Consider the following 18,240-nt stretch of genomic DNA (forward strand, 5'->3'; position numbering starts at 1 on the left):
TTGGCCGAGCCGGGCAGGCCGTTGCCGATAGCTGAGACGTTCAGCCAGGTCATGGCCCAGGTTCCGGAAGCGAGCAAGGTGACATCGAAGTGGGGCAAGGTGTTGCCCGCCACCGGCCCCACCGCCTGCCTGACGGTAGCCCGGGCGGACCAGCTGGAAAGGTTCCCGCTGGTGATGTATTGCAGCTGGCCCGAGGTGTCGCTGCGGCTCCAGAACAGGTGGATGGTTCCGTCGAGGTTGAGGGCCTGCATCTGAAAGACGTGGGCCGGGGAGCCTGAGGTGAGCTGGGTGGCCGCCGATCAGGTTGCGCCGTCGTCGGTAGAGGTCTTGAGGAATATTTCGCGTACCGTGCCCAACAGCTTGCCGTAGAACAGGGCCGTGGTGTTGCCGAGGCGGGTCATCGCCGGGCGTTCGGCGCCAGTTTCGACCGAGATCTGATCACGCCAGTACTGGGGATCGCCGCCCCCGAGGCTTCTACGAAAAAACAGATTGGGTGGAGTGGCGTTGTCTACGTACGCAACGCCCCACGCGCCGTCACTGTACTGAACTGCGGCCGGGTCCTTGGGGTCCCACTCCGGGTTGGGAGGCGGCGGGGAGGCGTTCTTCGATGCCTTGGCTTCGGGACCTTCGTTTTCGGCCTGTTCGACCGCTTTGCGTTCTGTTGCTTTGAACTCTCCTGCTCCTGCCGGTAATGCCTGGACGACCATGACGAAACCGACCAGCAATGCCACCACATTGGCAACTCTGCTTTTCATTAACTCCCCGCTTTCCTTGGCGTGATATCCCATCGGCACAAGTGCGGATCTTTAAAACAAAAATTATGCTCAAGGGAGAAAACAGATGACCTTAGGTATGCCGTTCTTGCTCAAGAACAGTTCGGCCCCTCTGAAGCGCCTACAGCCGCTCTAGTACGGCAGCCAAATCCTGCGGGTGGGACAGAAAAGGTGAATGTCCGCAACCCATGCGTGCGATAACCTCGCATGGCGTCAGCCGGCACATATCTTGTTGCGCGGCCAGGGGAATCACATGGTCCCGCTGGCAAGTGATGTAGAGGCGAGACACATTTCCGAACCGGCCCTCGGTCAGCGATAGATCCGTCAATATCGGGGCCAGCGGCTCCGGTCTCCACCGGGCCATCGCGGCGGCGACTTCGTTTGCAGAACAACCGTTGTAGAAGCCTTCCGGGATTACTGCCGGGTCGATGTTCAGGGTTCTTTCCTTGTCGTCCATCCTCAGGTTCGGCTTGCTCAGTACGCTCGGTGTTGGAATTGCCGGCGACTCATGACGCCAGATCGACTCTCCGTTTCGCAGCAGGAACGCGGACAGGTATACCGCCTTGCCTACTTTCTCCGGGCGGTTCTCGGACACCTGGGAGACCACTGCTCCTCCCAGGCTGTGGCCTACCAGGACCGCCGGCTCACTCAGGCTCTCCAGTACCTGCTCCACCGCTTCGGTGTAGGAACGCAACGTCACCTTGGCCGGGGTGGTCTCATCCGCTCCGTGGCCCGGCAGGTCCGGGCACAATGCCGTATGTCCCTGCTCCCTGAGCCTGCCTGCCACCCGGTCCCAGCACCATCCGCCGTGCCATGCGCCGTGGATCAGCACAAAGGTGCTCGTCAACCGTTCTCCTGCCGAAGGCCTGTCTCCAGGCGGTACCATCGGGAAATCGTGAGTCTAGACCTACCACATGACCAGCTCGTCGAGCTGAACCGCCGTTACCTCTGGAACCCGTTCACCCAGATGAAGGGCTACTTCGAATCCGACCCCCTGGTGATCACGCGGGGCGAGGGCGTGCGGCTGTTCGACGCCGAGGGCAGGTCGTACCTGGACGGCAACTCCTCTTTGTGGCTGAACATCCACGGCCACAACCGCCCGGAGCTGAACGCAGCAATCACCGAGCAGCTCGGGCGGATCGCCCACTCCACGCTGCTCGGGATGGGCAACGTGCCGGCGATCGAACTGGCGGAACGCCTGGCGGCCATCACCCCGGAAGGCCTGGAGAAGGTCTTCTACTCCGACAGCGGGGCGACCGCGGTCGAGATCGGCCTGAAGATCGCCCACGCCTACTGGCGTCGGGTGGGCCGGCCGGAGAAGTCCGGCTTTCTCAGCTTCCGCAACGGCTACCACGGCGACACCATCGGGGCGATGAGCGTCGGGGGCATCGACCTGTTCCACGACGAGTTCGGCCCCCTGCTCTTCGGGGTCGAGCGGGCGCCCTTCCCGAACGCCTACCGGTTTGCCGGGACCGAGCAGGAGTGCTCGGCGGCGTGCCTGGCCGAGGTCGAGTCGATCCTGGAGCACAAAGGCCACGAGCTCGCGTGTGTGGTCGTGGAGCCTCTGGTCCAGGGCGCCGGAGGCATGGTGACGATGCCCGAGGGGTTCCTCGGCGCCCTGGCGAACCTGTGCCGGCAGTACCGCGTCCTGCTTCTGGCCGACGAAGTCGCCACCGGGTTCGGCCGCACGGCCCGGATGTTCGCGTGCGACCACGAGGGAGTGAAGCCCGACATCATGGCGATCGGCAAAGGCCTCACGGGCGGCTACCTGCCGGTCGCCGCCACGCTGACCACCGACCGGATCTACGAAGCATTCCTAGGTGAGCACACCCAGATGAAGACCTTTTTCCACGGTCACTCGTTCACCGGCAACCAGCTCGGTTGTGCGGTGGCGCTGGCGAGCCTCGATCTGTTCGAAAACGACCGGCTGGTGGAACGGGTGCAGGCGTCGGCGGCGCAGGTGGCCGACCTTTTGAAGCCGCTGACCCGCATGGCGCACGTCGGGGACGTCCGGCAGCGGGGCCTGATGGTGGGCATCGAGCTGGTGGAGGACCGTGAGACAAAGACCGGCTTCCCGTGGGAGCGGGCGACCGGCGCCAAGGTATGCCGGCGGGCCCGGGACCTGGGGATGATCACCCGGCCCCTCGGCGATGTGGTGGTCTTCATGCCGCCTCTGGTTACCTCCGCCGGGGAGCTGGCCGAGATGGCGGGCATTCTGCACAAGGCGATCGAGGAGGTGACCGGACCTTGAGGGGGATCTTCGTCACCGGCACCGACACCGGCGTCGGCAAAACCGTTATCACCGCCGGAGTCGCGGCCGCCCTGCGGTCGGAGGGGATGGACGTCGGGGTGTGCAAGCCGATCCAGAGCGGCCACCTGGCAACCGACCCCGAGGGCGACACCATACAACTGCTCTCCCTGTCGGGCGTGGAAGACGCTCCCGCCATGGTTAACCGGTACTCCTTCTCGGCTGCGCTGGCTCCCCTGGTGGCAGCCCGGCTGGAGGACCAGACGATCTCCGCCGACGAGGTGATCGGCCACGTCGCCCAGATGGACGGGGTCCACGACTCGCTGCTGGTGGAGGGCGCCGGCGGCTTCATGGTCCCGCTCGCCCCCGGGTGGACGGTCGCCAACCTGGCGGGGACGCTCGGGTTCCCGGTGCTGATCGTCGCCCGGCCCGGCCTCGGGACCGTCAACCACACGGTGATGACCGCGATGATGATCCAGGCATCCGGCCTGGAGGTCGCCGGGGTCGTGTTGAACGGCTGGGGGCCCGACACCGACGCCGACAGCCGGGACAACGCGGCGATGATCGAGGAGTTCGGGGGGGTCAACGTGCTTGGTATGACCCCGCACCTGGCCGGACCGCTCACGACCGAACGCCTGCGTGGGATGATCAACGACCACATTCACCTCGGGCCGATCCGCCGCCATCTGATGCCGGCCGTTCCGACCCCGCCGCAAGAGGAGGAAGTTCCAACCTGAGTCCGATCGAAGCTCCCCAGACCTCCACCGGCGACCGGTGGGATGCTCTGGCGACCCGCGTCCTGGAGGAGGGCCACCGCCCGACCCGGACCGAGGCGCTGGACCTGCTGGCCTCCGGCGACGCCGACCTGCTGGCGGTCCTGCACGCCGCTTTTCGCATCCGCCGGGCCCACTTCGGGGTGAAGGTCAAGCTCAACATGCTGATCAACGCCAAAAGCGGCATCTGCCCGGAGGACTGCGGCTACTGCTCGCAGTCCCGGGTTTCCGAGGCCCCCATCGCCAAGTACCGGATGTTGTCGAAGGACGTCCTGGTCGCCGGCGCCCACGAGGCGTGGAGCCGTAAGGCCGCCACCTACTGCATCGTTGCCAGCGGCCGGGGGCCGTCGGCCCGGGACCTGGACGAGGTCACCGCAGCGGTCCGGCAGATCAAGCGGGAGCTTCCGATGAAGGTCTGCGCCTGCCTCGGCCTGCTGAAAGAGGACGACGCGGTCCGGCTGAAGGAGGCAGGCGTCGACCGCTACAACCACAACCTGAACACCTCCTCCGACCACCACGCCAACATCGTCACGACCCACACCTACGACGACCGGGTCCGGACGCTCGGCGCCGTGAAGGCTGCCGGCATCTCGCCCTGCAGCGGCTTCATCGCCGGGATGGGCGAGACCGACGCCCAGATCGTCGGCGTCGCCGGCGCCCTGGCCGAGCTGGACATCGACTCGATCCCGGTGAACTTCCTCACGCCGATCGAGGGCACGCCGCTGGCCGGGCTGGCCGAGCTGGACCCCAGGCGGTGCCTGAGGATCCTGGCGCTGCTGCGCTTCATGTGCCCCTCGAAGGAGATCCGGGTGGCCGGGGGCCGCGAGGTGCACCTCAGGTCGCTGCAGCCGCTGGCGATGTATCCGGCCAACGCAATTTTCATCGGCGACTACCTGACCACCGAGGGCCAGGACGCCGAGGACGACTACCGGATGATCGAAGATCTCGGGTTCGAGATCGAGGAGTGCGCGCTCTGAGCGACTGGGACTCCTGGGTCTCGTCGAGGCTGGACCGCCTGGAGCGGGACGGCTTGATGCGCCGGCTCCGGCCGGCCGACCACACCAGCGCCCGCACCGTTCGCCGGGAGGGTCCCGAGCTGGTCAACTTCTCCTCCAACGACTACCTGGGCCTGTCCCGGCACCCGGCGGTCCTGGCCGGCTCGGAGCGGGACCTGCGGAAGGGCGCCGGGGCGACGGCCTCCCGCCTCATGGCCGGCACCGACTACGACTACGTCGCCCTCGAGAACGCCCTCGCCTTCTTCAAGGGGACCGAGGCGGCCCTGGTGTTCGGCAGCGGCTACCTGGCGAACGTCGGGACCATCCCGGCACTGGTGGGGCACGGCGACGCGGTGTTCAGCGACCGGCTGAACCACGCCAGCATCGTCGACGGGATGCTGCTGTCGGGGGCCGCGATCCGCCGTTACCGGCACAACGACATGGAGGACCTGGAGCAGATGCTCCGCGAGCACCGGGGGACGGGGCGCAAGCTGATCGTCACCGAGACGCTGTTCGGCATGGACGGGGACCTGGCGGCTCTGGAGAAGATCGTCGAGCTCAAAAACCGGTACGGGGCCGCCCTGATGGTCGACGAGGCCCACGCGGTCGGAGTCTACGGCCCCCAGGGCCGGGGCCTGGCTCACCAGCTGGGTCTGCAGGACGAGGTCGACGTGCACATGGGCACGTTCAGCAAGGCATTCGGCCTTTACGGCGGCTACATCGCGACCAGGCGGTCGTGGGCCGACTACCTGGTCAACTCCGCCCGCAGCTTCGTCTACACCACGGCCCTGCCCCCTGCGCTGATCGGCGGCGCCGGCGCCGCCATCGAGATCGTCATGGCCTCCGACCACCTCCGCGACCGGATCAGGGAGCTGTCCGCACTGTTTCGTGAGGGGCTGGCCGGCCTCGGGCTGGACGCCGGGACATCGAGTTCGCAGATCCAGCCGGTGGTCGTGGGGGAGGCGGACCGGGTGGTCGAGCTCGGCGCCCGCCTGGAGGAGCTCGGGGTGCTCGCCGTTCCCATCCGGCCCCCGACCGTGCCGCAGGGCGGCGCCCGGCTGCGCTTCTCCATATGCGCGACCCACACCGAGGACGACATCGCGGCCGCCCTCGCGGCCCTGAAAACCGCCACCGGGGTGGACGTTGCCGCCGGCTGACTCCCTGCTCACCATCGACAAGGCGGCGGTGGCTTCCCGCTTCAACCGCAGCGCGGAAACCTACGACGACCACTGCCGGGTCCAGCGTCTGATGGCCGACCGCCTGGTGGTCTGCCTGGAGGGCGTTGCGGCGCCGGCCCGGATCCTGGAGCTCGGCTGTGGCACCGGCTACCTCACGTCTCTGCTGGCGTCCCGGTTCCCCGCATCGAAGATCGTGGCACTGGACTTTGCCGAACGGATGGTCGAGGTTGCACGGAACCGGGTGCGGGGAAGCCTGGTGGACCTGGACGTGGCCGACGCCGAAAGCGCCGATTTCGACCCCGAGTCCTTCGACCTGATCGTCTCCAACGCGACGATCCAGTGGTTCGACACCCCGGCCGGGTCCCTCGCCCGGCTGGCTTCCGCGCTCCGCCCCGGCGGCCTGATGCTCCACTCCACGTTCGGTCCCGGAACGTTCGCCGAGTTGCGATCGGTTCTCCGAACCGACGGCCTGCCGTTGCGGCCGGCAGACCGCTGGAGATCAATGCTCCAGGATGCCGGTCTAACGGCCGGCCTCTGTACTACCGGTCGGGTGACCGTCACCTACCCCAGCGCAGCAGGCTTTTTGGCCGAGCTGCGTGCGACCGGGGCCACCTGGAGGCCGAACGGGTCGGACGGTCCACCGCTGCCTCCAGGGCTTCTGCGCTCCGCCCTCGCCCGGTACGATGCCGAGTTCGCCGCTCCCGGAGGCGTGCCGGTGACCTACGAGCTCCTCGTGGTTTCCGGCACCCGGCCGGGTAAAACCATCTAAAGGGTAAAGAAAAGTAGGATTGTCCTAACGATCCAAATTGATTTCGTTTTCCCAGGCCGAAAGGAGCGCCCGATGTACGAGGACGACGCAGAGAACGCCCGAGCAGCCCTTCGTTCATTGTGGGCCGCATCCGGCCAGCTGGACGGCGCCGACAGCCTGGGCCAGGAGAAGGAAGTCACCTTCCCCGCCGACGACCGGTCCGACGGCAACGACGGCAAGGGCGGCGGCGGCGGCCACTTCGGCAGCGAGCGACACGCTACCGTCGGGCTGCAGGACTTCGCTCAGAACAACGAGCCGACGTTCGACCGCGGCGAGGCTGCAGCCAAGCTGAAGGACGCCTGGAGGTCGACGCTTACCGCAGAGGGCAAGATGGGCTCCCAGAAGAAGACCTTGGGAGATGCGGCGAAGGAGACCACCAGGAAGGCGGCAACGGTGAGGTCCGAGGAGCCGGCGAAGCCGGAAGAGCCGGCAGACGCATAGGTTTTTAAGAAGCGGTACATTAGGATCACTTTTACGATCAGGTCTATAACCACATTTCTGTAGTTCAAGGTTAAAAGGAGGAAGACATGCTTAAGCGGCCCAAGCTCAGCAAGCGTGAAGATGCTTCGAGCGCCCCGGCAGCCTCGTCAGGCGGAGGCGGCTCGGCAACCCCGCCCCCGCTCCCGCGCTCCGGCGGATCGGGAATCTCCACCGCAGCACTCGCAGCGGCCCTCGGCGGCGGCTACACCGCGCCCAGCGGCATCAGCGCCGGTGGCGGCGGCGGCGGCTCGGCAGCCAACGGCATCTCCACCTCGGCTCTCGGTCACGCCCTGAGCGGCGGCGGCACCTCGGCCGGCAACAAGTCGGTTGCGTCCAGCCGCCACACTTCGTACCCGCTCCCCGGCGACCTGACCGGTCTCCCGGCTCGCGCAGGCACCCGTACCGGCCCTCGCACCACCTCCTACCGGATCCCCCTGCAGCGCGGTGGCCAGAGCAACGTCTACGACACCGTCAACTAGCAAGCTTCACCCCGGGCGCAGGAGAAATCCTGCGCCCGTGGTATGTCCGGAACTCCCGGACCTGCAAAAACTTTGAGTGGAATTTGAGATGGACGACGCAACTTCCCGCACCAATCAACTTCCCGAAGAAGCCTCCCCCTACCTGAGACGCCAGGCCGGCCAGGCCGTCCACTGGCTCCCCTGGGGCGAGCAGGCTCTTCGCCGGGCCGTCGATGAGAACAGGCCCCTGCTGGTGTCCATCGGATACGCAGCCTCGCACCAGTGCCGCGCGGCCGACTCCTTCTTCGACGACTTCGATTTGGCCGAGCTGGTCAACTCCGAGTTCGTCGCCGTCAAGGTCGACAGGCTGGAGCACCCGGAGGTCGACGCCCACGTCGGTGAGATGGTGCGGGCGATGGGAAAATCCACCGAGTACCCGATGACCGTGTTCCTGACCCCGGAGGGGGCTCCGTTCGGATCCCGCCCGCCGGTCCTCGGCGACAACGTCCAGGACTTCGCCGGGTCGCTCCGGCAGGCCGCGGATGAGTGGAGGCAGGACCCCGAGGAAGCCCGCCGCCGGGCCAGCGCCACCGTCGAGCAGCTTCGCCGGTCGTCCGCAGAAGCGGTCAAGAGCGAGCCGGTGGGCCCTGCGCTGCTCCAGCAGGCTGTTTTCGGCATCCAGGCTGCGTTCGACGACGTCAACGGGGGCTTCGGCGAGGCTCCCAAGCCGGTGCACACCCCGGCCATCGAGTTCATGCTCCGTGCCGGAGGCCGGGGGGTCGCCCGGGCGGCAACCGTCGCCGACTCCAGCCTCAGCCTCATGGCCAAAGGTGGAATCTACGACCAGATCGGCGGAGGTTTCCACCACATGTCCGTCGACCGTGCGTGGCGGGTGCCCCGCTTCGAGAAGCTTCTCGTCGACAACGCCCTTCTTGTCCGAAGCTACCTGCACGCCTGGCAGCTCGGCAAGGACGAGACGTTCAGCAGGATTGCTCTGGAAACCGTGGAGTACCTCATCCGCGACCTCGCAAACCCGGCCGGCGCCTTCTACGCCGGGGAGTCGGCGACGAGCGACGGCATGGAGGGCGGCTTCTACACCTGGCAGTCCGACGAGTTCACGATGGTTGCCCCTGACGCAGTCGAGGCCTACGGGGTCACGAAGGCCGGCCAGTTCAAGGGACGCAACGTGCTTACCCTCGCGGCCGGCGAGCACCCCAGCGCGGCGAAAGCGGCTCTGCTCAAGCGGAGACGGGTGCGTACGCGCCCGGACCGGGACGAGCAGATCCTGACCTCGTGGAACGGCCTCGCCATCGCGGCGCTGGCCGAGGCCGGCGCCGCTCTGGAGCGGCCCGACCTCCTGGAGGCGGCACGCCGGACCGCGACCGCAATCCTGCAGCGCAACCGGCAGGGCTCGGGCAGGCTGTGGCACGTCAACCCTCCGGGCGGCCCTGCCGTTCCCGGCCTGCTGGAGGACTACGCCTACCTGGCCGAGGGCCTTTACACGTTGTGGGAGGCGACCTTCGAACCGGAGTGGATAACCACCTGCGAGGAGATTGTCCGCAGGATGGTCGACGAGTTCTGGGACTCCGAGGGCGGGGGACTGTTCACCGCCCCCGCCGACCCCGCCGCGGTTTTGCCCCGCCGTAAAGACCGCAAGGACGGGCTGGGCCCTTCGCCTGCCGCGGTCGTCTCGGTGCTGCTCGGCAAGCTCGCCGTCCTGACCGGCAACCGGGACTACCGGACGAAGGCTATCGCCATAGTCGAGGACGCACTGGGATTGTTGCAGGAGCGGCACCTGGAGTCGGCGGGCATGTTGTCCGCAGTCGACGCCCTGCTCGCCAGCCCGGTTGAGATTGTGGTCCTCGGTCCCACCACCGACCGTCGCACCAGGGACCTCAGGAAGCAGATCTGGGTCCGATACCTGCCGAACAAGGTCTGCGCCGGAGCGCCGCCGCTGATCCCGTTCCCGATCCTCGAAGGTCGCGAGCCGGTCGGCGACGCGCCCACGGTGCACGTCTCGCGGGCCGGCACCCGCAAGCCGCCGGTCCTGAACCCGGAGGACTTCGAGGCGGCCCTCAAGTTCTGGACCAGCCCCACCGACCGCCAGGTCGCCCGGGTCAACGACCTCATCGGCAACGCCCTCCAAAGGCGGCACTTCTTCGACAACCTTCAGAACCCGGCGTGGATCGAGCCGCTGCGCGAGGCCGGTCTTTTCGACGCGCCCCCGGGTCCGATCGTCGACCTGGCCGAGAGCACCGTCGGCTCGCCGCCGTGGCCGCAATCCAAGTACCTGGCCCGAATGGCCCCGTTCAGCCCGGAGGCCGTGCAGGAGGCCGTGATGTCGGTTCCCGCCGCCGAGAACGTTCAGGTGCACGAAGACATGGCCGACGTTGCGCTGGCCCTGCCGCCCGAGCTTGCGGTCAAGCTGGTGCCCAAAGCCCGGCAGTGGCTGCAGTCGCCCTACCTGCTCCACCTCCCCGAGAAGCTCGGCCAGCTCGCCGCCCGCCTGGCCCAGGGCGGCCAGCCGGAGGCTGCGATAGAGCTGGCGGAGGCCCTGTTCGAGCTGCGCCCCGGTGACCCGTCGATCGTCAAGCAGCCGGTCTGGCTGCCCCCCGAGCCCCGCGGCCGGTTCGGCAAATACGCCTACGAGGAGATCCTTGCCGAGCAGATGCCGGTGCTCGCCGAGAAGGCGCCTTTCCCCACGGTCGAGCTGCTCTGCGACCTGCTGTCCGCGGCGATCACCTTCTCGCATCGACCCGGCGAGGAGGCGCCGCCCGCCGACCACTCCCACCTGTGGCGCCCGGCCATCCACGAGCATGAGAAGAACGACGACAAGACCCTGCGCAACCCGTTGACCACCGCGCTGGCCGACGCTGCCGAAGGGATTGCCCGCAAACAACCCTCGCTGGTGACCGAGCTGGTGAAGCGGCTGGAGCAGAGGGAGTGGCACGTCTTCCGCCGTGTCGCGCTCCACCTGCTGCGCATCTGGCCCGAGGTCTCACCGGAATCCATCAACCGCCGGTTGGCCGACCGGCACCTGTTCGCCGATCCCCACTTTCACCACGAGTACGTCTTGCTCGCCCGGGACCACTTCGAGGAGCTCTCCCCGGAGGACCAGACCGTGATCCTGGGGTGGCTGGACGCCGGCCCGGACATGGAGCAGTGGAACACCGACCCCCGGACGGTGAGCGACCCGGCAACCTACGCCGACCGGTGGCGCCTCGACCGCCTGGCGATGCTGCACGACTCCCTTCCGCCGTCACATCTGGAGGAGTACGAGCGGTTGGTTGCCCTGTACGGCCCGCCCGAGCACCCGGACTTCGTCGTCAACCTCCCGGCGCCCCGCACCGACCCGACCACGCCCCGCCAGGCCGAGGAGCTCCACGAGAACGACCTGGACGAGCTGGCGGAGTTCCTGCGAACCTGGACCCCCACCCCCGGACTCGGCAACCCCACCTCGGAGGGCATGGCCCGCAAGCTGGCGGCAGTGGTGGCCACCGAGCCGGTCAAGTTTGCCGACGCTGCCCGCTCCTTCAAGAATCTGGACCCCGCCTACATCTGGGCGATCCTCCACGGTCTGCGTGAGGCCTCCGAGGGCTACGAGTTCGAGTGGCCGCCGGTTCTGGACCTTGCGATCTGGACGGCGGAGGCCGAAACCGGGGCCGACGCCGCCCGCTGGCGGCCCGCCCGCCTGGAGGCGGCTCGCCTGATCTCCCGGGGCCTCGGCCAGGGCCCGGCGCAGCTTGCGTACCGGTTCCGGGAGAAGGTTTGGGCTGCCATCCGGCCGCTGACCGACGACCCGGACGCCGAGCCCGCAACTCCGGCCGGCGCCGTCGGGGCGGGCATCGCGGAGAGTGCGGCCGCCCAGTCGGTCCTGACCGTCCGGGGCGAGGCGATGCACGCCGTAATGCGCTACGCCCTGTGGGTCCGGCGCGAGATCGAGTCGAGCCCCAACGTCCGGGAACGCCTGTCGCGGGGCTTCGACGAGATGCCCGAGGTCCGGGAGGTCCTGGAGGCGCACCTGGACCCGGCCCGCGAGCCTTCGGCAGCCATCCGTGCGGTGTACGGCCGCTGGTTCGCCTTCCTGCTGATGCTCGACAACCGCTGGTCCTCCGACGCAGTGGAGCGGATCTTCCCCCGCGACCCCGAGCGGCAGTCGCTTCGGGACGCCGCCTGGGAGGCCCACGTGAGCTTCTCCAACCCCTACGACCACCTGCTCACGGTGATCGAGGACGAGTACCGGCGCGGGGTGGAGATGGTGGGTCGTTTCGCCGAACGCCCCGAGAACACGATTTCGCCCGAGAACCGGCTGGCCGAACACCTGATGGTGTACTACCTGAGGGGCAAGCTGGCCCTCGACCGCAACGGGCTGGTCGGCCGCTTCTTCGCCGACGCTCCGGACGCCCTGAGGTACCACGCCCTGTCGTTCATCGGCCGGAGCTTGAAGAACCAGCAGGGGATGCTACCGCGGGACGTGGCGATGCGGATCCAGGCGCTATGGGAGCGCCGGCTGCAGGAGGCGACGGCTACCGGCGACCTCACCGGCTACGAGAAGGAGCTGTCGGCCATCGGGTGGTGGTTCGCTTCGGCCAAGCTCGAGACCTCGTGGTCGGTCAAGCAGCTGATGAAGGTGCTGGAGCAGGGGGTGACTGTCGAGCCCGCAACCGCGGTCATCGCCCGGCTCAAGGAGCTGGACCCGTCGTTCGCCGCCACCAAGGTCAAGGCACTGGCGCAGATCCTTGCCCGCGAGCAGGACAGCGTGAACCTGGTCGCCTGGACCGACGACGCCCGGGCGATCCTGAACGAGGCCATCGGGTCGGCGGACGACTCCGCGCGGGCCACCGCTCTCGACCTGTTGAGCTTCTTCGACGTCCAGGAGCTCGAGGAGCTCGTCCGCTGGGACCAGTAGTCCTCAGGACCCCCTGAGACCGGGAATTCCGGTTTGCCAGGGGCGGGGGCAACTCTGATAGAGTCGTTTTCTGGAATACCACTTACAGCGCGCAAAAAAGTCCGGTATTGACCGCGGGCAGTCGCCGCTATAAGGTCTCGAATAGAGTTAGAATACGCGACGGTTTGCAGGAGCCTCGGAGCTTGTTCCCCGGGCTGAAGGCATTCGAGAGGAGACCGGTTTGGCAATTGGCGCATTGGCAGCACACATACCAGGGGAACCCCACCTTTTTGGTTGGTACCTGGGTTTTGGCATAGCTTTCGCCCTCATCGTGGTGATCGTTATCGAGGTACAGGCCATCCTGATGCTGGCCCGCAAGATTGGAACTCAGGCACAGGCAGCTATCCAGGGCCTGGAGGAGTGCTTCGTCTACACCACTCCGCTGTTCGACCTGCAAAAGACCGTCGACCACGCCCGGGCCATCGTTGAGGGCCTGCTCGGGGTACGCCGTGGACTGGGAGGTTAGGTAAATGGGTGGATATCACTTCTCGGAGATCACCTTTTGGTGGGTGGCTCTAGGCATCGGCCTGGTCGTGTGGCTGGTCGTCATCGCCCTGCTCACCCTGCTGCTCCGCCTGGTGCAGGACATCGACGGCGGCGTTATCGGAGTCCGTGACACCCTTCACCGGGTGGCCGGCAACACCCAGGCGACCTACCTGATCAAAGACACCGCAACCGGCGTCGACCAGGTGCTGAGCGAAGGCCTGCAGCACCACCTGTTCCTCACCCGGGTGATGACCAGCAACTTTGGTCGTCCCGTAGGCAAGCCGAAGATCGGAAGGAGGCCTGGTCAGGCATGATCGCACTACTGACGATTCTGTCGATTCTGGATGCAGCAATTCTTCTGGGCGTCCTGGCGCTGTTTCTCATCCTCATCGCCAACCGCCTGAACAACATCAACAACAACCTGGCCGACTGCTCGGCCACGGTTGCCACCATCGTCGGACACGTCGAGCCGATCATCCCCGGGGTAGGACAGATCAACCGCACCCTCGGAGTCATCGCCGGCGCACTGCCCCTGCTCTACGGTCTGACCGACAAGATCACCGCACCCACGGGCAAGCGGGTCAACTAAGCAACAGTCCTGATCTAGGATCGAAAGACCCGGCCGGTTAATCCGGCCGGGTCTTTTTCTTTTCAGGTAAGGGGTCAAGCGTGGATGTAGCTCGGACGATGTTCGGAAGGCTGCTGGGCTCGCGCCTGCCCTGGACCGAGGGCGTTCTGGACGTCGAAGGCATCGACGAGCCCCTCAACATCCGCCGTGACGCTTGGGGAGTGCCCCACATCGACGCGGCCACCGAGAACGACGGCTGGTACGGCCTGGGCTTCTGCCACGGGCAGGACCGCTCGTTCCAGCTCGAGACCCTGCTTCGGGTGATCCGGGGCACGCTGTCCGCGCTGATCGGCAAGGACGGCCTCAACATAGACCGGATGTCCCGCCGCATCGGGTTTGCGCGCAACAACGACCGCCAGCTGGCGAACTTCGACGCCGGCATCCAGGCCAACATCCGCTCGTACGTCGCCGGCGTCAACGCCGGGAACACCACCGGGCTGCCCAAGAAGGCGCACGAGTTCGTCCTTCTGACCTCCAAGCCCACCCCGTGGACCCCGGCCGACGTCGTCGGGATCATCCGGCTGCAGTCGTTCCTGTTCGCCACCAACGCCGACGCAGAGCTGGCCCGCCTGAAGATCCTGCTCTCCGACGGCCCCGAGGTGCTGGCCGCAGTCGATCCCAGCTGCGGCGAGTCGTGGCAGGGGATGTTGAGGCCCGACGCAGTCGCCCCCGCGGTCGACCGTCTGGCCGAGGACCTGGCGGCGTTCGGCAGCTTCGTCGGGGCCGGGGGAGCGTCGAACAGCTGGTGCCTGTCCGGCGATCGCACGGCAACCGGGCGCCCGCTCCTGGCCAACGACCCGCACCTTCCGGCTCTGCTGCCCTCCGTCTGGTACCTGGCCCACATCACCACCCCCGAGTGGTCGGTGGCCGGCGCAACCCTGGTCGGCGGGCCGGCGGTTGAGGTCGGACACAACGGCTTCGCCTCGTGGGGGATCACCGCGGCCCTGTTCGACAACACCGACCTGTTCTCCGAGGAGCTGGGGCCCGACGGCGCAACCCTTCGCGCCGGCGACGGCTTCGTCCCGTGCGAGGTCCTGAATGAGGTGATCAAGGTCCGCTACAAGAAGTCCGTGACCGAGAAGGTTGTGATCACCCCCCGCGGCCCGGTGGTGAGCCCGGCGTTCGACGAGGGTGTCGGCGCTCTTTCGATCAAGGCCTTCTGGCTGGGGGAGATGCCGGTGGAGGGTTTCCTCAGGGTCCACCGCACCACCGGGTTCGACCAGTTCCGCCGCTGGTTCGCCCGCTGGCCGGCTCCCGACCTGAACATCAGCTACGCCGACTCGGACGGCACCATCGGCTGGCAGCTGGTGGGAGCGGTACCGATTCGCAAGAAGGGATGGGGCACCGTCCCGATGCCCGGCTGGGACCCGTCGTCCGGCTGGGAGGACGAGCCGGTTCCCTTCGAGGAGATGCCGTACCTGTCCAACCCCGACCGGGGGTTCGTCGCGACGGCCAACACCCGGCCCTACCCGAACGTCGACGAGCCGTTCCTCGGCGTCGACTGGATCGACGGGTACCGGCTCGCACGGATAACGGAGATGCTCGGCGAGCGCTCCGACTGGGACATGGTCGCGACCCACGCCCTGCAGCTCGACGAGCTTTCGGTCCCCTGGAGGGACATGCGGGACACGGTCCTGGCGGCCCCGGCGGCCGGCCCGGCGACCCGGACCGGCCTCGACCTGCTGCGGGAGTGGGACGGCCGGGTATCGGCGGGGTCACCCGGCGCCGCGGTCTTCGAGTTCTTCCTCGCCGAGATGGCCCGGCGGGTCGCCCGGGCGAAGGCACCCCGGAGCTCGGATTGGGTGCTGGGCAAGGGTTTTGCGCAGCTCATGCCCTACACCTCGTTCTCCTACCGGAGGGTCGGGCACCTGGTGCAGCTTTTGAACAACCCCCCGAAGGATGAATGGTTCGGGCACCCGTGGGCCGACGAGATCGCAGCCGCCGTGGGAGCCGCAGTTCAGACGATCACCGAGATGAAGGGTGAGGACGTCGCCGGCTGGGCCTGGGGCAAGGTGCGCCCGGTGGAGATCAAGCACCCGGTGGGGGAGCAGAAGCCTATGGACAAGGTCTTCAACCTCGGCCCGTTCCCGTGGGGAGGCGACTCCAACACCGTCGCCCAGACCTCGGTCGACCCGCTCGAGGCCGGCAACGACCCAGCGTTCATCGCCTCGCTGCGCTTCGTGGCCGACGTCGGCAACTGGGACGCCTGCGAGTGGGTGATCCCGGCCGGCCAGTCGGGCAACCCGATGTCGGCCCATTACGACGACCAGCTCCCGCTTTGGCAGCAGGGCAAAGGCATAACCATCCCGTGGACCCCGGAGGCCGTCGCCTCGGCAACGGTCAAGACGCTGAAGCTGGTGCCGAAGAAGTAGGGACCTTTACAGGCCCTCTGGACTGGGCCGGCGCAGGAACACCGTCTGGGAAAGGTCGACTTGGTTGCTGGAAACCATGAACGGCTCCCACCCCTGCTCCGCCAACTCGTTGAGGGAAGTTTCGGCTTGTGGGATCACCTTCTTCGGATAGATGTCGATCTTCAGGATCTTGTACTGGTACATGTCCGCTCCCTCGATTGCCCGAGCAAACGACCTTAGTGGGTCACCTGCCTTTTGTCCGGCGGTCAAACTGCTGAAGCCGGTGCCCGGGGAGCCGAGCGCCATCGAGCGAAGTGCGGGGGGTTAAACGCCCAGGTCGAAGGGCACCGTAAGGACTGCTTTGGTGCCGGGGGGCGGTGCTGCCGGTTGAAGCGTTCCCGCCCCGGCGATCGACCTTGGCTTCACGACGCTTCCCGCGGAAGGGGGCTGCGAGCCGGAGCTCTGGCCCCTGCCCGCGGCTACCGGGACTCCGGGAAGGGCGCCGGAAACGGCCGGCGGGGTGGTGATGTCGATGAAAAGCCCTCCTCCTCCGTGATCCTCGAAGTTGGGGTCGCCCGAGAAAGAGGCGCTCACCGAGTGCCTGCCCGGGGCGAGGTTGGAGACGGTGATGGTGGCTCTCATGTCGACGAGCGGCACTGTTCCCATCACCCGGTTGTCGTCCTTGAAGGTCACCGAGCCGGTGGGGACCAAACCGGGGGGCGGCCCGCCCGACGTCCCGCCGTACCCCTCCTCGACCCAGTAGCCGATGGTGAAACTCACCGGCTCACCCTGCGCAGACTTCGGAAACCCGCTCTGGTCAACGTTGCCGGAGGCGTCGGGCCAGACGCTGAAGGTGCCCGCCGACGTGCCCATCCCACTGCTCCGGAGCTTGTAGGGAAGGACCCTGTTGACCATGGTGGCCTCACTTGGGGCGTAGGTTGCGTCGCCGGAATACCGGGCCGTCAGGTTGTGGGTTCCCGCCGGAAACGGGGGCAATTCCAGACGGACGGCGCTGCCGTACATCGCCCCGGAGCCCAACAGCCTCGAGCCCTCGTACAGCTCCACCGTTCCGGTACGCGAGATCCCGATGCCGGAGCTGAAGGAGATGTTGGCGACCACGGGGTACCCGGCCAGCTGGGTGCTCACCGAAATGTGGCCGTCGGTTGGGTTGGTGCCGGCGGCGAGCGCCGGTGCGGGGATCAATAGCGCCAGGGTCGCCGGCAGCCAGAGGAGAAAGATGTAGTGCCTGCCCAACAAATCGTCGCCTCCCGATAGCTGATCCAAGTACATCGGCGCTTTTGGCCGGCTTCGATAGAAAAAACTGCCAGTTGGCATCAGGGAATTGATCGCCGGCGCTGAGCGTTCCGCTAGTAACGAAAGGAATTAGATGCAACGGGAAGGATCCCGGCTGGACCTCAGCGCCCGGCTGGTCATGACCACCCTCTACCAGCGCCTCGGCGAAGCCGGGCTGTGGAGCCACATCCGCTCGGTCGGCGGAAGCTGGACCCGGGGAATCGGCGGCGCCTCCTTCACCACGCACGACAACGAGGCCTTCCTGCGGGACCTGGTCGCCAGTGGCCGGTTCTGCAGGGACACCCCCGCCGGGGGGCTCCTGCACCAGGGGGCCGCATCGTTCCGGGAGGCGGTCGGCGGAGGTGGGCTTCACCTGTCGCTCAGCGCCGACAACCGGATCACGGTCCACATCTACGACCACTCGCCCGTGGCAGGCGTTCGGAGCGACGGCGGGTGCCGCTACGAGCGCACGAAGACGCTGGAGCACCTTCGCCACGAGGTGATCCCGTTGATCACCGGCTCCCACCGCAAGCGCAGGGCGGAGGCCGAAGACCCCAACGAGGCCTACCTTCTCAAGGAGGTCGAGATGGCGGAGGCCGAGCTGCGCCGGGCCCTGGCCGAGCCCGAGAAGTACGACGCTGCGGGCGCCGCCATAAAGCTGGCCTCGCTGTTGTGGGAAACCGGTGACGTCGAGGGAGCCCGCGGGTTCTACGAGGTCGCTGCCGATTCGGGGCACTTCGACTACGCCGCCGCGGGCTCGTTCAGCCTGGGAACCCTCCTGGAGCGCCAGGAGGACTGGGAGGGCGCGATGGAGGCCTACC

At 67.3% G+C, this 18,240-nt stretch carries 18 protein-coding genes; 13 read left to right on the forward strand and 5 right to left on the reverse strand.

The features are described from left to right. From VFV09_07930 to VFV09_07940, 3 genes are all read right to left on the reverse strand, one after another. Positions 1-251, reverse strand: a 251-nt coding sequence (locus tag VFV09_07930; protein ID HEU4867639.1) for a hypothetical protein, incomplete at its 3' end; no start/stop codon positions are given. Positions 252-299: 48 nt separating this feature from the next. Beyond that, positions 300-755, reverse strand: coding sequence for a hypothetical protein (locus tag VFV09_07935; protein ID HEU4867640.1), 456 nt, complete (start codon positions 753-755; stop codon positions 300-302). Between the two features lie 139 nt (positions 756-894). Continuing rightward, positions 895-1,620 carry an alpha/beta fold hydrolase gene (locus VFV09_07940; protein ID HEU4867641.1) on the reverse strand — a complete coding sequence of 242 codons (726 nt, stop codon included), beginning with the start codon at positions 1,618-1,620 and terminating at the stop codon, positions 895-897. Between the two features lie 48 nt (positions 1,621-1,668). On the opposite strand from VFV09_07940, the gene bioA reads away from it, so the two are divergent. The 12 genes from bioA (at position 1,669) to VFV09_08000 (ending at position 16,147) form a co-directional block, all read left to right on the forward strand. After that, positions 1,669-3,024 carry an adenosylmethionine--8-amino-7-oxononanoate transaminase gene (bioA, locus tag VFV09_07945; protein ID HEU4867642.1) on the forward strand — a complete coding sequence of 452 codons (1,356 nt, stop codon included), beginning with the start codon at positions 1,669-1,671 and terminating at the stop codon, positions 3,022-3,024. Further along, positions 3,021-3,758, forward strand: a complete 738-nt coding sequence (gene bioD, locus VFV09_07950; protein ID HEU4867643.1) for a dethiobiotin synthase — start codon at positions 3,021-3,023, stop codon at positions 3,756-3,758. Before bioA ends, bioD begins: the two co-directional genes overlap by 4 nt. 47 nt (positions 3,759-3,805) lie before the next feature. Then, entirely contained in the window at positions 3,806-4,771 is a 966-nt protein-coding gene (bioB, locus tag VFV09_07955) for a biotin synthase BioB (protein HEU4867644.1), read from the forward strand. Next, positions 4,759-5,946: an 8-amino-7-oxononanoate synthase gene (bioF, locus tag VFV09_07960; GenBank protein ID HEU4867645.1), complete on the forward strand. Its 1,188-nt coding sequence runs from the start codon at positions 4,759-4,761 to the stop codon at positions 5,944-5,946. Before bioB ends, bioF begins: the two co-directional genes overlap by 13 nt. Then, positions 5,933-6,736 (forward strand): malonyl-ACP O-methyltransferase BioC, encoded by an 804-nt coding sequence (bioC, locus tag VFV09_07965; GenBank protein ID HEU4867646.1) that lies wholly within the window; start codon positions 5,933-5,935, stop codon positions 6,734-6,736. The genes bioF and bioC overlap by 14 nt, the downstream gene beginning before the upstream one ends. A 72-nt stretch (positions 6,737-6,808) precedes the next feature. After that, positions 6,809-7,216 (forward strand): hypothetical protein, encoded by a 408-nt coding sequence (locus tag VFV09_07970; GenBank protein HEU4867647.1) that lies wholly within the window; start codon positions 6,809-6,811, stop codon positions 7,214-7,216. A gap of 86 nt (positions 7,217-7,302) precedes the next feature. Beyond that, complete coding sequence (locus tag VFV09_07975; protein ID HEU4867648.1) at positions 7,303-7,734, forward strand: hypothetical protein; 432 nt, start codon at positions 7,303-7,305, stop codon at positions 7,732-7,734. Positions 7,735-7,822: 88 nt separating this feature from the next. Next, on the forward strand, positions 7,823-12,622 hold the full coding sequence (locus VFV09_07980) for a DUF255 domain-containing protein (protein HEU4867649.1): 4,800 nt from the start codon (positions 7,823-7,825) through the stop codon (positions 12,620-12,622). A 313-nt stretch (positions 12,623-12,935) separates the two neighbouring features. Continuing rightward, complete coding sequence (locus VFV09_07985) at positions 12,936-13,127, forward strand: hypothetical protein (protein ID HEU4867650.1); 192 nt, start codon at positions 12,936-12,938, stop codon at positions 13,125-13,127. Positions 13,128-13,131: 4 nt separating this feature from the next. After that, on the forward strand, positions 13,132-13,461 hold the full coding sequence (locus VFV09_07990) for a hypothetical protein (protein ID HEU4867651.1): 330 nt from the start codon (positions 13,132-13,134) through the stop codon (positions 13,459-13,461). After that, positions 13,458-13,736, forward strand: a complete 279-nt coding sequence (locus VFV09_07995; protein ID HEU4867652.1) for a hypothetical protein — start codon at positions 13,458-13,460, stop codon at positions 13,734-13,736. The genes VFV09_07990 and VFV09_07995 overlap by 4 nt, the downstream gene beginning before the upstream one ends. Positions 13,737-13,816: 80 nt before the next feature. Continuing rightward, a complete protein-coding gene (locus VFV09_08000; protein ID HEU4867653.1) occupies positions 13,817-16,147 on the forward strand; it encodes a penicillin acylase family protein in 2,331 nt (776 codons plus the stop codon). A gap of 6 nt (positions 16,148-16,153) precedes the next feature. On the opposite strand, the gene VFV09_08005 is transcribed toward VFV09_08000, so the two are convergent. Together VFV09_08005 and VFV09_08010 are read right to left on the reverse strand one after the other, a co-directional pair. Next, the gene (locus VFV09_08005; protein HEU4867654.1) at positions 16,154-16,432 is read right to left on the reverse strand and encodes a hypothetical protein; all 279 of its coding nucleotides are present in this window, start codon (positions 16,430-16,432) and stop codon (positions 16,154-16,156) included. Between the two features lie 18 nt (positions 16,433-16,450). Next, positions 16,451-17,380 (reverse strand): Ig-like domain-containing protein, encoded by a 930-nt coding sequence (locus VFV09_08010; GenBank protein ID HEU4867655.1) that lies wholly within the window; start codon positions 17,378-17,380, stop codon positions 16,451-16,453. A gap of 133 nt (positions 17,381-17,513) precedes the next feature. Between VFV09_08010 and VFV09_08015 the strand changes: the two genes are divergently transcribed. Then, positions 17,514-18,240, forward strand: a 727-nt coding sequence (locus VFV09_08015; GenBank protein HEU4867656.1) for a hypothetical protein, incomplete at its 3' end; no start/stop codon positions are given.

The sequence above is a fragment of the Actinomycetota bacterium genome (assembly GCA_035759705.1).
Taxonomy (GTDB): Bacteria; Actinomycetota; CADDZG01; order JAHWKV01; family JAHWKV01; genus JAJCYE01.